Genomic DNA, 14489 nt, shown 5'->3' with positions numbered 1-14489 from the left:
GTCTCGGTTGCACGGATCGTATGGACCTGAAAATTGCGGGCAACGCGGCAGTCGTGACAGCGTCGAGTAGCGGTCTCGGAAAGGCGTCAGCGCGGGCCCTCGCCGCGGAGGGCGTCGATGTCGTGGTCAACGGTCGGGACAGGGACCGGCTCGATGAGGCGGTCGAGGACATTAAGCGGGACGCAACGGGGTCCGTGGTCGGTCAGCAGGGTGACATCGCTGTTCGAGAGGACATCGAGGCCGTCGTACAGCGGTGTGTCGACGAGTTCGGACGACTAGACCACCTCGTTACCAGCGCCGGCGGTCCGGCGAGTAAGTCGACCCTCGAGACGACAGACGAAGATTGGTACGACGCCTTCGACATGCTGGTGATGAGCGTCGTGCGTGCGGTCCGTGCCGGGGAGCCGCATCTGCGAGCCAACGGCGGCGGGAGCATCGTCAATATCACCTCCATGAGTGTCAAGGAACCATCGAGCACGCTCGTACTGTCTGCTTCGGTGCGGATGGCGGTCGCTGGGCTGGAAAAGACACTCTCGCGCGAGCTCGCACCTGACGTCAGATCGAACATGGTGCTCCCCCGGAGTATCGAGACAGAGCGGATTCGGTCGCTCGGTGAGGCAGCGATTGAACGCGGCGAGTACGATAGCTACGACGAGGTGCTTGCCGACCGTGCCGGTGACAGTCCGTTGGGGCGGCTTGGAAGTCCAGACGAACTCGGCGACCTCGTCGCATTTCTCTGTTCTGACCGCGCGAGCTACCTCAACGGGACAGCGATATCCGTCGACGGCGGCGTCAGCCGGTCGACGTTATAGCAAAGGCCGACAGCTCATCAGCCGGTCTTCCCTGTGCGCCGTCAGAACGTCAGCGTTCACTATAATTGGCTGTCGCCAGTACGACTAAGTAGAGTCTCGCCGTTGAGCCAAAGCGAGCTTTCATGAGTTATACTCCGGACAGCCCCCCACCGCGAGAGCGGCGGACGGTAGACACCAGTAACCAGGCGTACGGCTCCGACTACATCACCGACTTCTTAAAGGGATACGGCTTCGAGTTTGTCTCTTTTAATCCAGGATCGTCGTTTCGGGGTATCGAGGAGTCCTTGGTCAACTACAACGACGAGGAGCCGCCGATAATCGAGGTTCCTCACGAAGGGCTCTCCGTGGCGATCGCCCACGGACACGCCAAGGCTACCGGCGAGCCGGCGCTGTGTATCCTCCACAACGTCGTCGGCACCCTCCACGGGACGATGGGCATCTTCAATGCCTACTGCGACCGCGTCCCGGTCATCGCTTTGGCGGGGACTGGCCCGGTTCAGAAGTCAAAACGGCGACCCTTCTTCGACTGGATTCATACGGCACAGATTCAGGGGAATCTCGTTCGCGGATATACGAAATGGGACGACCAGCCGGTCGACGTCGACGGCGTTGCCGAATCGCTTCTGAACGCGATTAACATCGCCAACTCGAAGACTAAGGGGCCGACGTACGTGGCCTTAGACCATCAAATTCAGGAGGCAGAACTCGACGAGCCGATTCCTCTTCCAGACTTCGAGAAGTTCGAGACCCCCTCTCGTATCGCGCCTGATCCCGAAGCCGTCGAGCGGGCGGCAGACCGACTCGTTAACGCTGATTTCCCCGTTATCCTCTCGGACGCCGTCGGGGACTCTCGAGAGGCGGTCGATGCGCTCGTTGACTTGGCGGAGTCGCTCGCTGCCCCGGTGTTCCACTCCCACCGCGTCGGCACACCGCATCGCTACAACTTCCCGAACACTCATCCACTTGATCTGGCCGGAACCGAACGTTATCGCGACGCTGACGTCGTGCTCGCGCTCGACGTGTGGAGCTCGAACTACACTCTCACCGACACCGAACCGGTCACGCACGAGCAGACGGAGTCGGTCAACGGTGACTTCGGGCTAATCGACGTCGGAACACACAACACGCGCCCATCCGGGCTGGTCTCTGATCAGTTCGCACTCCGCGAAACGGATCTCTCGATTACTGCCGATACGGCACTCGCAGTACCTCAGCTTCGCGACGCGGTACAGTCTCGGATTGAGGGCGACGCCGAGGCGCGCGAGCGGGTACGCTCCCGTCGCGCTTCGATCGAAGGCGTTCACGACGACCAGCGCGTAGCGTGGCGAGACGAGGCCGAAGCGGCGTGGGACGAGACACCCATCTCGCTGCCCCGCGTGGCGGGAGAGATCTGGGACGTTATCGAGGACGAGGAGTGGGTGCTTACGAACGGGACCTTCCGCGGATGGGCCTACAAGCTGTGGGATATCGACGAATACGACCAGTACATCGGCAGTTATTCGGGAGGCGGCGGCATCGGCCAAGGGATCGGTCAGGCGATCGGCGGCGCGTTAGCCTATCAAGAGACAGACCGGATCCCGATAAACCTCCAACCTGACGGCGACCTGATGTTTTACCCCGGTGGCCTTTGGACGATCGGCCACTACGGGCTGCCGATCTTCACCGTCGTGCACAACAATGGCTCGCTGTACAACTCTACAGACCACCGGATGACACTCGCCGAACACCGCGGCCGTGATGCGAGCTTCGAGAGCGCACTCGTCGGCACCGGTCTCCACGAACCGACGCCGGACTACGCGACGATGGCCGAGTCGATGGGTGTGAAAGGATTCGGTCCCGTCGAGGACCCAGATGAACTCGGACCGAAACTGCGTGAAGCCTGGGAGGTAGTCAAGAGCGGCGACCCGGTCCTCGTCGACGTGGTCTGTCAGCCACGTTGATCAGACGAGACGGAACGGGTCTGAGACCTCGTCTTCCGTTTCGACCCAGACGCTTTTCGTCTGCACGTACTCCTCTATCGCCTCTATTCCCTTTTCAACCCCGATTCCGCTTTGCTTGAAGCCGCCGAATGGCATCGTAAATGACGACTTCCGGTACGTGTTGAGCCACACGACGCCCGCCTCCAGCGCGTCGGCCATCCGGTGGCCGCGTTGGATGTCCTTCGTCCACACGCCCGACGCGAGCCCGAACTCAGAATCGTTCGCCTTCTCGATGACCTCGTCTTCAGTTTCGAACGTGAGGACCGCCAGCACCGGGCCAAACACTTCCTCGCGTGCGATTGCCATGTCGTTCGTTACATCGGTCAGAATTGTCGGCGGATAGAACGGCCCGCCGGGGACGTCGCGCTCCGGTCCTCCGGTCAAAAGTGTTGCTCCGTCGTCGATGGCGCTTTCGACGTGTTCCTGAACGCTGGACAGTTGAGACTCCGAGACAATGGGTCCCATCTCTGTCTCCTCGTCGAGCGGATCGCCGAGATCGATCTGTTCGGTGCGGTCAACCAGCCGATTCAAGAACTGCTCGGCGATCTCCTCGTGGAGGAACAACCGTGACCCGGCGATGCAGGTCTGTCCGCTGGCGGCGAAGATCCCCTTGATCGCGCCCGTCACCGCGTTTTCTAGATCAGCATCTGGGAACACGATATTTGGACTCTTTCCGCCGAGCTCCAGCGTACTCGGGACGATGTTGTCGGCCGCAGCGGTCGCGACCGCGCGTCCCGCCTCGGGACCGCCGGTTAGCGCCACTCGGTCAATATCGTCGTGACCCGCGAGCGCCGCGCCGGCCTCGGCGAAGCCCGTGACCACGTTGAGCGCGCCCGATGGGAAACCCGCGTCGTCCGCCAGCTCTGCGAGCCTGAGCGCCGAGACTGGCGCCAGCTCGGACGGTTTCAACACCACCGTGTTGCCGGCCGCGATGGCCGGCGCAATCTTGTAGGTTGCCAGCGATAGAGGTGAGTTCCACGTCGTGATCGCCCCGACGACGCCGTACGGCTCGGGCGTCGTGTACCCGAAGAAACCGTCTTGTTCGACCGGCATCGTGTCGCCTTGCACCTTGTCTGGGAGTCCCCCATAATACCGGTACCAATCCGGGAGGCTCTCGACTTGGCCCCGCATCTCGCGGATCAGCTTCCCGTTCGATAGCGTCTCCAGCGCGGCGAGCTCTTCGGTGTGTTCTTCAATCTTGTCGGCGAGAGAGAACAGTAACTTCCCCCGCTCAGTTGCCGATCGAGCCTGCCAGGAGTCACTCTCATATCGCTGTCGAGCGGCTGTCACGGCGTCGTCGACGTCCGTTGCTGTCGCCTCGGGCACTGACGCCCACATCGTCTTCTGGTACGGATAGGAGACGTCGAACCGTTCGCCGCCAGCTGCTTCCGTTTGCTCTCCATCGATAATCATCTGATACTCCTGTTGCTGTGATAGCAACTCGCTTGCGTCCATACAACTCTCATCTGTCTCGAAAGTGATAACCGTTGAGGTAGTGGGGCGAGTAAGTACTATACGTAAGAGCAATCATGAGACAGGTATGACCGTCTTGGTCGCAGTCAAAGAAGCGGAAAACTCGCATAATGTACTTGAAGCAGCGGAGACGCTTGCGCGCCAGTTCGACGACGAGCTGGAGGTGCTTCACGTGTTGAGTCGAGACGAATTTGTCAATCTCGAACAGACGAGCGTGTCAGAGACCGCAGACGCGGTCGACCCCAACGAAGTCCGAGAGATCGCTGCCTCAATCGCTTCGGAAATTGCGGAGCCAGTCGTTGACGAGTTCGTAGCGACCGGTGCGGTGGGGGACGCCGCAGGCGAAATCATTTCGCTTGCAAAGCGCAGGGATGCGCGCTATATCGTGATCGGGGTTCGGAAGCGCTCCGCTGTCGGGAAGGCTGTCTTCGGGAGCACTGCACAACAAGTTCTCACGAGCGTTGACCGCCCGACTCTCGCCGTGCCGCGGGTGAGCGAAACCCCAGAGTAAGGCGGTACGTTGTCCCGGGTTGCCGATATCAGGTTGGTCGGTTGAATGTCAGCTACCCGATCGGTTCGTAGCTGAGTAATCTGTTGGACGGCTCCCCTGAAGAAGGACCCGAACACGGTGAGCCCGTAGCTCTACTCCAGGTCTACGACTCGAGAGCGACTGCCGTGTACCGCTCCGGTGCGCCGTCCCCGTCAAGCATCCCGAAGACGCTGTCGACCAGCGCGTCGATGCTGAGGGTTCGGCTCTCCGTGGTCGTCGCGGCGACGTGGGGCGTGGCAATCACGTTGTCGAACTTGTGGAATGGAGAGTCCTGTGGCAGGGGCTCGGTCCCGAACACGTCGAGGCCAGCGCCGGCGATTTCGTCGGTCTCTATCGCGTCTATCAGCGCCGACTCAGAAACGACTGATCCTCGGGCGGTGTTTACCAAAATCGCTGACTCTTGCATCCGATCCAGTTCGGGAGCGTCAATCAGCCCCTCCGTCTCGTCAGTCAACTCCGCGTTGACCGTGACGATGTCGCTGCGCTCGAGAAGGTCCCCTAAGTCGGTTAGCTCAGCCCCGGTGATGTCGGTGTCCTCTTCGAAGACGTACGGGTCATACGTGAGCACGTTCGTCGTGAGCCCAGAAAAGAAGGCAGCGACGCGGCTGCCGATGTCGCCAAATCCGACCACACCAACGGTCTTACCGTGGACCGAGGTGCTCAGCTCAGTCTCGTCGCGCCACCCGCCGGCCTCCAGAAGGCGGTCGTTCTGGAGGATGTCACGTGACACCGCAAGTGCGAGCCCCACGGTGTACTCAGCTACCGCGGCCGCGTTCAGTCCCGGTGTGTACGCCACGCCAATTCCTAACTCAGCCGCGGCGTCGAGATCGACATTGTCGAGGCCGGTCCCAATCTTCCCGACGACCTCGAGGTCGTTGGCCGTCTCTAGAACCCGCTGAGATATCGGTAGCCGCGACGTGGTGAACAGTACAGATACACCATCAAGTGCCTCAATCACTGCCTCTTCGGTCGACTCCACGCCGATATCAAGCTCGATCCGATCGCCAACCTTCTCTTTAAGTGCCTCATCGGGCTGTAAGTCCTGATCGACGAGTGCCCGCCTCATGTCTCTCCCGCCGTTAACTGTCGTCCGTGATTCCAGTTCATCTGTCGCTCAGAAAAACGTGAACTCGCCGTCTTCGAGCACAACTTCGCCGTCGAGCTCGAGCGTCGGCTCGGCCATCATCGCGTCGAAGTGGACCGGTGCGCGGGTGGTACCACCGAGATTGCTGCTCGTGCCGATACCGAAGTGGACGTTCCCGTAGCGCCCGTGATCGTTGGAGAACCAGCCGTTGAACTCGGGACACTCGGGATTCATGCCGACAGCTAACTGGGCAATGTTGTATACAGCGGGGTCGTCGTGTTCCGCCCAGACATTCGCGATGCGATTCGCCTCCTTGCCGCCGTCGACGGAGGTGACCGCGCCATCTTCAATCTCCATCGTGACAGGTGTCTCTAGGACGCCGATATCGAGATTGGGGATGGCACCATCGAAAACGACCGTCCCGTTCGTGGTTCCTTCTACGGGGGAGATGTTAGCCTCGATATGGACGAGCGCCGTGAATTCGCCGGACTCGTGGGCGATTCCTGGATGGGCGTTGCCGTCACGTCCCTCGAGGCCGACTGTCACGTCGGTCCCTTGCGGGGATGTAATCCTGGCTTCGTCGGCCTCACCGAACTTTTTGGCCATCTCCTCGCAGTGCGGTCGCATTCCCTCGTAGTCAGCGTAGAGGCCCCCGTGGACCAGCTGTTCGTCGGTGAACTTCACCATGCTGATCACTCGTGCACCGGCTTCTTTCGCTTCGGCTGTCGCACTGGAGTGGGTGATGGAGCGGTGGACGGGCGTGATGATCACGTCCGCTTCGAGCATGGCCGCCGCGACTGACGGCTCGGGTTCATTACCGTCGTACTCGCGGGGATCCATCATTGTCATCGTGACGTTCGCGTCGCGCTCGTTTGCGGCGGCGGCGACGCGTTCGGCGACATCTGCGACCTCCCAGTCGGAGACGACGAGGACGTCCTCGCCCGGCTGGATTCCCGCACAGGTGTCGACAACGATGCTTGCACCTTTCATTTCTTGGACTGAGTCCATACCTCGAACCAGTCCATAGGTGTTTATAAAAGTGTGTCTCCCGGCGGGACCGACGGCGGTTCGTTCAGTCGTCAGCCTCCGCTCTCGCGGCTCGATGCTCCAGTTCGTCGGCTGCCGACTCGGCTGCAATTTTCCCATAAACAGCGGCGTTGGTCAGTCCCGTACCGCCGGGGTAATTGTCGTAGAACAGCCCACCGACGCTGTTCCCAGCGGCATACAGACCGGGGATGGTCTCTTCACGCGTATCGAGTACTTCTGCGTCGGTCGTCGTAGCGACGCCACCGAACGCGAATGTGATCCCTCCGGTAAGTGGGTAGCCGACGTACGGCGGGTTATCGAGCGGCACGGCCCAGTTAGATTTGGGCGGCTCGATTCCCTCGGCGTTGTTGCCGTCAAGCGTCTCGGGGTCGAACTCGAGGTCATCCGGACAAGCGTCGTTGTACGCTTCGACGGTCTCCTGACCTTTTTCGGGGTGTTTGCAGCCGAGTTCATCGAGCACCTCGGCGACTGTGTCGGCGTACACCGGGTCGGACGGTCCCTGCGGCCAGAGGTACTCTTCCATCTCGCTGTCCGCGATCAGGAACACCTCGTGGTCCTCCTCTTCGAAGAACAGGCGGCCGAACTTTGCGTACGTGTGGGCACGGGCGTCCTGTCCCTCGTCGACGAATCGCTCTCCGTCGTGGTTGAGAACAACGCAGTACTGGTAGCCGTCGATTCGGTTCGCACCACCTCGGGCGGGCGGCGAATTGCCGTCGATGAGACTCATGTGAGCGCCGCTCCACTGGCCCGTCGCCCTCGCTCCGATATCAAGCGCCATGTCGATGGGACCGCCCGTGTTGTACGGGCTCCCGCGGACGGTCATCTCATCGTAGCCATCGCCGTAATACACCGTCCGTTTCCGTTCGTCGGACTCGTACCCGCCGCTGGCAATCACTACGGCGTCGGCCTCGTAGATGACCCGCTCTCCGTCGACGAGCGCCTCAACGCCCGTCACTCGTCGTTCGGCATCGTCGCTCTCCTTGAGGTCGCGCGCCTCCGCATTGTAGACGATCTCACCGTCGAGTTCCTCAATACGCTCGATGAGCGTGGGAACCAAATCCTCGCCGTCGATGAACGTCCGTGCTACCGTGTAGCCGACGTGAGGTGGTTCCATGTCCCAGTCGACTCCGTGGTCTGTGAGCCACTCAGCGGTAGGAGAGGCGAGATCTACGAGTGTTCGCGCTATGTCCGGGTCGGCCTTCCCACTGGTCTGGTGCATGATGTCATCGTAGTAGTCGTCTGCGCTGTAGTCCGAAATGTCGAACTCGTAGCCCCGTTCTGGGAGTCCGGAATCTGCGGAAGGAATGCGAAACGACTGGACGTACCGCGTCTGACCGCCCCGTTCCTCACGAGGCGTCTTCTCAAGCAACACCGGGTTCAAGTCGAGCTCTGCAGCCCGGAGCCCAGCGGCGAGGCCAGCCATACCACACCCCACCACGACGAGATCGTGACCGTCGATAACGTGCATCTCGCCTGTCGATATGACGAGTGTTTATTAAACCCTTTTGCTCGCCAGAGTATGTCAGAACTACTAGGTTAAATCAAACTGCTCCAGTTGGTCGGCTTGGTGTGGCGATAGCCCCCTTTTCGGGGGTAAAATAGATAAGCGCGCACAGGAGATCACTTCTGTAGATGAAACAGCTAGCCTGTTCCGAGATCACCGTAACCCCCTGCGGACTACTCCATCCGCCCGGAATCGATTGGACCGTTGAACCGAGTCTACTGACCTCGCCCGTAGAGAAATTTCAGGCAGGGGCTCCTGTTCTATGAGCGATCAGCGCTCACTCGGTTGTGCTATCGTTCGAGGCGGGACGAGCAAGGGAATCTTCCTTCGTCGGGAGGAACTCCCTGAGACGGACCGCGACGAGGCCATACTTTCGCTTTTTGGGAGTCCCGATCCCAGACAAATCGACGGACTAGGCGGTGCGACCTCAACGACGTCGAAGCTCATGGTCGTCGGCGATGCCGAGGTCCCAGATGCGGATGTCTCGTATACTTTCGCCCAAGTGGCTGTAGACAAACCAGTTATCGACTGGAGCGGCAACTGCGGGAACCTAACCTGCGCGATTGGCGCCTTTGCAGTTGATGAGGGATTCGTCGATGTCGACCCCGACGCTGACGCGGTCAACCTACAGCTGCACAATACGAATACTGAAGCCCGAATCGAACAGCGGATCCCGCTGGTGGACGGTAACGCTGCGACGGAAGGTGACTTCACAATACACGGGGTTCCCGGGACTGGCGCGCGGATCGACACGACGTTCCTTGACCCGGCGGGCTCGTTGACCGACGCGCTCTACCCACTCGGCGGACCGACTATCGAACGAACAATCGACGGACGAACACTCGAATTGTCTGTCGTTGACGTTACGACTCCGATTGCGTTCATTAGGGCAGCTGACATCGGGCTGACAGCCACAGAGACGCCTGAAGAGATCGACAACGACCCAGATCTCCTCGCGGATCTGGAACGTATTCGAGGTTCGATCTGCGCAGAGCTCGGGTTTGTCGATGAGCCCGAGGACGCGTCAACAGAGTCGCCCGGTTACCCGAAGCTCGTGTTCGTGTCGCCCCCGTCCGATTACGAAACTTCTGACGGGAATGATGTGTCGGGTGATGAGGTGGACCTTCTTGCTCGATATATGTCGATGGGGAAACTTCATCCGGTGTATGCTGTCACTGGCGTTGCCTGTACCGCTGCTGCAGCACGGCTCCCGGGGACTATCGTCGAAAATGTTACGAAGAACACCGAGGAGACGGTTACATTAGGGCATCCCCGCGGTGCCATGTCCGCGACCGCATTGGTCGAGACCGATCCGCACAGCGTCGACAGTGTCACAGTCTACCGTACACAGCGACGACTTATGGACGGAACAGGCTACTATTGATGGGGATCATTCGAACGGTTGAGAATTAAGGAGCATCGAATTTCATTATTCTCGGAGGCCTAGTTCGGCTGAGCAACTCCGCTGCTGACAAATCAACATCCCTAGTTTCATGATATAACTTCATCAGCCACCATTGGGGGCTCAGATTCACTCTAGTCCGGATCCAGTTTCGAAGGTTTTCCCGCCATATGAAAACAAGACGCTAAAATTTCAATAACTATATAATTAAACGAATATCTATAATCAGATTTAAAGATTTTATCTAGTTACGAAACGAGGTAGTCCCCAATACGTTATTATGATTCTTGCTAACGGATCACAGTATACTATCATACAAAAAATGACAATCAAATAAATCACCCAGATGATAATTAGATGTCCATACCCGAGGAAATACGCTATTCGGGTAGTTCCCGCTATTCGGGAAAAATAAATAGTATGGCATCCATTGTAGAGCCATGACTGATATTAGCGAAAATGACACTGTTTCCACGGTCGATACGGCCATATCGATCGTTCACACTGTTGAGTCCAATAGCGAAATCACTCTATCAGAAATTGCGACAGAACTAGACATCTCCACGAGCACAGTACATCGACATCTCAATACTCTCCGAAAGCATGGCTACGTCGTGCGTGATGGGACGGAGTACAGACTTGGAATGCGATTTCTAACTCTCGGCGGAGGCGTTCAGACGGATAAACAGGTGTTTGAGCTCGCGAAACAGAAAGTGGACCAACTCGCGACAGAAACTGGTGAACGAGTCCAGTTTGTTGTCGAAGAAAATGGGCTGAGGTACTACCTATACACTCAGTCCGGCGAAAACGCAGTCCAGACAGACGCAAGCATCGGAAAGACCGGTCCCCTCCATGAGAGTGCGTCCAGCAAAGCTATCCTTGCAGAGCTCCCTAAAGAAAGGGTTGAGGAAATCATTGATAAGCGTGGATTATCTGCATCGACGGATCAGACAATCACCGACCGTGAAGAGTTGTTTGCTGAACTTGACACAATTCGTGAGTCCGGTGTCGCGTTCAACAACGAGGAAGCGACGCCCGGACTACGTGCTGTCGGTGCAGCCGTCTGTGGTCCTGACAACGAGCCAGTTGGCGGATTGAGTATCTCTGGGCCTGCACATCGATTTACGGGAGATCTCTATCGTGAGGAGCTCCCGAATCTTGTCTTGGCTGCAGCAAATGAACTGGAACTGAAGTTGGCTTACGAGGTCGATTAAGTGACTGAGACACGTTTGGCATTGCTGTTAGTGTTAATCAGAGCTCTTGCGTTCATTCCCGATATACGGGAAGACCACTGTGGTTACAGGTTTCAGGCCCCAGAATCCGGTGGTTACCGAATTAGAGCTGGGGCCGCATGACATCACCAATAAGAAGATCAAATAAGCACACCATTACAAACGTACTACTGTAATGCCAAATGTGAAAAAGCAAGCCCCAACTTCTATACATACGCTTAACATAGTAGATCTTAAATGTGCACACATATATTCTGCCAGTACGGCGGCGGTGTTAAGTAAAGAGTAAAGCGGTCGATTTTCCGAACTCCTCTGCTCGAAAGAGATCGCCTCACCGACTCTACTGAGTTGATCAATTTGGGGCTGTGGAGCGAGAGCAGACACCCCACAGATTATTGGTACTGGTATTTGTTGCTATCTTGCAGAACTACCACTTTCAACTACAGTTACTTTTGTTTATATTTAGATGTCAAGCGAAGTCAAACTGCGATCCAAAAGTGGGTCCACAAATCCGATTTACAGCCGACAGGAAGAAATCTCGGATCGCGTCGCTGTCGATCAAAAATCGATCCGAGTCAATAATAACGAATATTGATTGTACGCCGTTTTCGATCTTAGAACTAACGAAATATCTATTCTCGGCGGCTTTCGACGTATATTGTTCAATCGTACGAAAACTTCTCACTGAACTTCTCGAGAAACACGACGTTGCCGACGCCATGTTTCTCGTCGATGACGCCGATGATCTCAAGGGGAGAACTCCGACGAGAAAACCTCAGCTACCGCGTCGAGATCCACAGCTTTCACAACAGTGTCAAACACATATTGAGATCGGTATGATATATAATATACTAGTTTTCAAATAGTTTTAGCCACATCGACCCACCAATCTGACAATCGTGCGAGCCTCGAGCGTTGAGTCTCGGACTGACGTTCTAACGACCGACTGTCAGTGATTCGTATCAACTGGACCCAGCGCAATCATTATGATGGACGCCGGTATTCGACCAATCTGCATGCCAGCGGTAGTTCACGCACGACCGATATCACTTTGCACATAACTGCCCTGATACTGCACGGTAGCGTTGAGGTGGGGGCATCATCGCGGTATGAGAGTTCGTCCACCCGTACTCTAACTGGATCACTCTTTGAGCAGCCTGCTGCCGGTGATGTTCTGGAGCTGATGACCCGATTGCTGTCCCGAACGTCGGATCGGCGTCTCAAAACTGTCGACCCGTCGCGCTGGCAGCCATGTTCGATAGCAAAACGAGTCTCTCAATCCCGGCTGACACTCACGCTCGGTGCTGGTCAGTCACGTCGGTCAGATCGATGACTCCCTCCGGAACTCTGTAGGCGACCAGCACGTCTCGGTCGGCGTCAGGGGAGTCGTCGGTCTTGTCGACGGCGTAGCCGATATACCGACACTCCTCGTGCCCGAACTCCAGTACGGAGTACCCCCAGTTGTGGCCGTCGAAGAATTCGATGTGAGGATTCATCGCGGGCACGAGATTCGAGACGAGCGGTTCGGTCAGGTTCCTGCGTAAACCGCGAGTGAGGTGGAGTGCCTCGGCGATGTTGATCGACGTGATCGCCGGAGTCATGAACTCGACGCCGAACCGCTCCCCTTGGGCGACGCCCTCGCCGCCGGTCACCCGGCCGGGGTACGATGTTTGCTGATAGCCCGCGATGTAGCTGTGCATGTCACCGGTGACAGTGACGAAGTTGTCGACGCTGGACGCAGCGATCCTCTCGGCGATCCGCTGACGTTCCCGTGTGTATCCGTCCCAGCCACCTTGGACGGGATAGACAGAGAGCGGCCCTGACCCGAGACGGAACGGGATCGTCAACACCTCGTCGGCCCAGACGGTCCACGTCGCGTCGGAGTCGGTGACGGTATCCAACAGCCACTCGCGTTGCTCGTCGCCGAGCATCGTCCGTCATGGAGGCTCACGGTGTGGGCCGACGTTGTCCACAGTCGGTATCGCTTCGCGGGGGGGATCGCGGAAGAGGCGCTCGTCGGTCATCACCAGGTCGACCAGGTCGCCGAACTGAATCTCCCGCCACAGTTTGAACCGCTCCTGTAATGATTCACCGGACGGGTCATACTCTACGCGGGCTGGCATGTACTCCCACCACCCGTGAATCGCGTCGGCGACGAGTCGCGTCATGAACTCGGGGTCGTCTCCGCGAGGGTGGTTCCCTGTCGGGGCGTTGGTTTCGCTGTCCCAGTAGATGTCGTCAACCATCTCGTGGTCGTCCCAGCCGGCGATCAGCGTGTGCGACTCTAACGCCTCCTGCAGGAACTCGTCGGCCCGGTACGTCCGGTAGAGGTACCGGTAGTCCTGCAGTGAGTGAGCGTGATCGTGGCCGCTGGGCAGGGATTTCTCGCGGTCGGGATACTCGTAGGAGCCCAATCCCTTGAACGCGCCCGAGTCTGATTCGTAGATGAAATCCCCCAGATGAACGATGAAGTCGACGTCCTCCTCGGCGACGTAGTGATACGCCGGATAGTAGCCATTGAGATAGTCCTGGCAAGTGAGCACGGCCAAGCGCACTGATTCCGGGGAATCGTCCGGTCGCGGGAGCGTCTGACACCAACCCGTTCGCGTCGCGACACCGTCGTAGACAAACCGGTAGGCGTACTCTGAGTCGGGGTCGAGACGGCCGTTGAGATCGATCTTAACGGTGTAATCGTGAGCCCGGATCGTCTCTGCGTCGGTCACAGCACCGTCATAGACGATATCGTCGAAGCTCGCGTCGGTCGCCACCTGCACACCGAGCGGTAGCTCGGAATCAAAGGCGTTCGGCGCGATTCGCGTCCACAAAATAACGCCCGTTGGCGTCGGCCCACCGCTCGCGACCGACTGTGGAAAAGTACCGTCGGCGTCCGTCTGCTGGACCTCGAACATCGACGAGTCAGTCGCGTCAACAGTGTCCGCTGCGAGCACAAGCTCGTGTGACTCCAGTTCTGACAGCAGTTCAGCGTGGTCGCTCGACCCTCTTGCGGGTTCATCGCGTGCGCTTCGTTCAGTCATCGGCTCCGGCCTCTGCCACGGATGTATTCGTTAAATGACTCTTCACTGCTATCTGTCATGGCAGTGTCTCACATCTGCGCTGAGAAAAATTTGCTCCAAAATCATGGTATACTGACTACTGCCTCTGTCTTCAGCAACCGCTTCCTCTCAGTCCAAAGTCGAATAGAACCGTACACGCGACTGAGATCAGCCACATTGAGCTCGTTGGAGCAAGAAACACGAGATTTCAGTCCGTTCTACGGTACATGACGGGCGATGCGCACCGCGACGGGCCACTCTCGTTCGAGAGGCCTTCCGAGGATGAAGATGAAATGCAACGCGTGTACGACGCGGTGTTGGATGGGTCTGTCGGAGGGAAATCGGGTGCTATC

The 14489-nt window shown here is 58.1% G+C and carries 9 protein-coding genes and 1 pseudogene; 5 read left to right on the top strand and 5 right to left on the bottom strand.

Features of this window, described 5'->3' with window-relative positions:
- Window positions 1-20 precede the first annotated feature (20 nt).
- Both DJ73_RS12035 and DJ73_RS12030 read left to right on the top strand, forming a co-directional pair.
- Window positions 21-812, top strand: a complete 792-nt coding sequence (locus DJ73_RS12035; protein WP_094558074.1) for an SDR family oxidoreductase — start codon at window positions 21-23, stop codon at window positions 810-812.
- Window positions 813-934: 122 nt separating this feature from the next.
- Window positions 935-2752 carry a thiamine pyrophosphate-binding protein gene (locus tag DJ73_RS12030; RefSeq protein WP_094558073.1) on the top strand — a complete coding sequence of 606 codons (1818 nt, stop codon included), beginning with the start codon at window positions 935-937 and terminating at the stop codon, window positions 2750-2752.
- On the opposite strand, the gene DJ73_RS12025 is transcribed toward DJ73_RS12030, so the two are convergent.
- Window positions 2753-4246 carry an aldehyde dehydrogenase gene (locus tag DJ73_RS12025; RefSeq protein WP_094558072.1) on the bottom strand — a complete coding sequence of 498 codons (1494 nt, stop codon included), beginning with the start codon at window positions 4244-4246 and terminating at the stop codon, window positions 2753-2755.
- 85 nt (window positions 4247-4331) lie between these two features.
- Here DJ73_RS12025 and DJ73_RS12020 point away from each other — a divergent pair, with 85 nt between their 5' ends.
- Window positions 4332-4775 (top strand): universal stress protein, encoded by a 444-nt coding sequence (locus tag DJ73_RS12020; protein WP_094558071.1) that lies wholly within the window; start codon window positions 4332-4334, stop codon window positions 4773-4775.
- A 142-nt stretch (window positions 4776-4917) separates the two neighbouring features.
- Here DJ73_RS12020 and DJ73_RS12015 read toward each other — a convergent pair whose 3' ends face one another.
- From DJ73_RS12015 to tcuA, 3 genes are all read right to left on the bottom strand, one after another.
- On the bottom strand, window positions 4918-5880 hold the full coding sequence (locus DJ73_RS12015) for a D-isomer specific 2-hydroxyacid dehydrogenase family protein (protein ID WP_094558070.1): 963 nt from the start codon (window positions 5878-5880) through the stop codon (window positions 4918-4920).
- A 48-nt stretch (window positions 5881-5928) separates the two neighbouring features.
- Window positions 5929-6906 carry an aminopeptidase gene (locus DJ73_RS12010; RefSeq protein WP_094558069.1) on the bottom strand — a complete coding sequence of 326 codons (978 nt, stop codon included), beginning with the start codon at window positions 6904-6906 and terminating at the stop codon, window positions 5929-5931.
- Window positions 6907-6970: 64 nt separating this feature from the next.
- Window positions 6971-8413: an FAD-dependent tricarballylate dehydrogenase TcuA gene (gene tcuA, locus DJ73_RS12005; RefSeq protein ID WP_094558068.1), complete on the bottom strand. Its 1443-nt coding sequence runs from the start codon at window positions 8411-8413 to the stop codon at window positions 6971-6973.
- Between the two features lie 298 nt (window positions 8414-8711).
- Here tcuA and DJ73_RS12000 point away from each other — a divergent pair, with 298 nt between their 5' ends.
- Both DJ73_RS12000 and DJ73_RS11995 read left to right on the top strand, forming a co-directional pair.
- On the top strand, window positions 8712-9833 hold the full coding sequence (locus DJ73_RS12000) for a 2-methylaconitate cis-trans isomerase PrpF family protein (RefSeq protein WP_094558067.1): 1122 nt from the start codon (window positions 8712-8714) through the stop codon (window positions 9831-9833).
- 458 nt (window positions 9834-10291) lie between these two features.
- Entirely contained in the window at window positions 10292-11065 is a 774-nt protein-coding gene (locus DJ73_RS11995) for an IclR family transcriptional regulator (RefSeq protein ID WP_094558066.1), read from the top strand.
- Between the two features lie 1310 nt (window positions 11066-12375).
- Here DJ73_RS11995 and DJ73_RS11990 read toward each other — a convergent pair.
- A pseudogene (locus tag DJ73_RS11990) lies at window positions 12376-13992 on the bottom strand (alkaline phosphatase D family protein).
- Between the last annotated feature and the right edge of the window lie 497 nt (window positions 13993-14489).

Origin of the sequence: Halorubrum sp. Ea1 (assembly GCF_002252965.1) — an archaeon.
Lineage (GTDB): Archaea > Halobacteriota > Halobacteria > Halobacteriales > Haloferacaceae > Halorubrum.
Note: the sequence above shows the minus strand (reverse complement) of the source record. Positions and strands in the feature narration are given on the sequence as shown.

What these genes read in the sequence shown, in the direction of transcription:
- DJ73_RS12035 (WP_094558074.1), top strand. Translation starts at nt 21, where the DNA reads ATGGACCTGAAAATTGCGGGCAACGCGGCAGTCGTGACAGCGTCGAGT.
- DJ73_RS12030 (WP_094558073.1), top strand. Translation starts at nt 935, where the DNA reads ATGAGTTATACTCCGGACAGCCCCCCACCGCGAGAGCGGCGGACGGTA.
- DJ73_RS12025 (WP_094558072.1), bottom strand. Translation starts at nt 4,246, where the DNA reads ATGGACGCAAGCGAGTTGCTATCACAGCAACAGGAGTATCAGATGATT.
- DJ73_RS12020 (WP_094558071.1), top strand. Translation starts at nt 4,332, where the DNA reads ATGACCGTCTTGGTCGCAGTCAAAGAAGCGGAAAACTCGCATAATGTA.
- DJ73_RS12015 (WP_094558070.1), bottom strand. Translation starts at nt 5,880, where the DNA reads ATGAGGCGGGCACTCGTCGATCAGGACTTACAGCCCGATGAGGCACTT.
- DJ73_RS12010 (WP_094558069.1), bottom strand. Translation starts at nt 6,906, where the DNA reads ATGGACTCAGTCCAAGAAATGAAAGGTGCAAGCATCGTTGTCGACACC.
- tcuA (WP_094558068.1), bottom strand. Translation starts at nt 8,413, where the DNA reads ATGCACGTTATCGACGGTCACGATCTCGTCGTGGTGGGGTGTGGTATG.
- DJ73_RS12000 (WP_094558067.1), top strand. Translation starts at nt 8,712, where the DNA reads ATGAGCGATCAGCGCTCACTCGGTTGTGCTATCGTTCGAGGCGGGACG.
- DJ73_RS11995 (WP_094558066.1), top strand. Translation starts at nt 10,292, where the DNA reads ATGACTGATATTAGCGAAAATGACACTGTTTCCACGGTCGATACGGCC.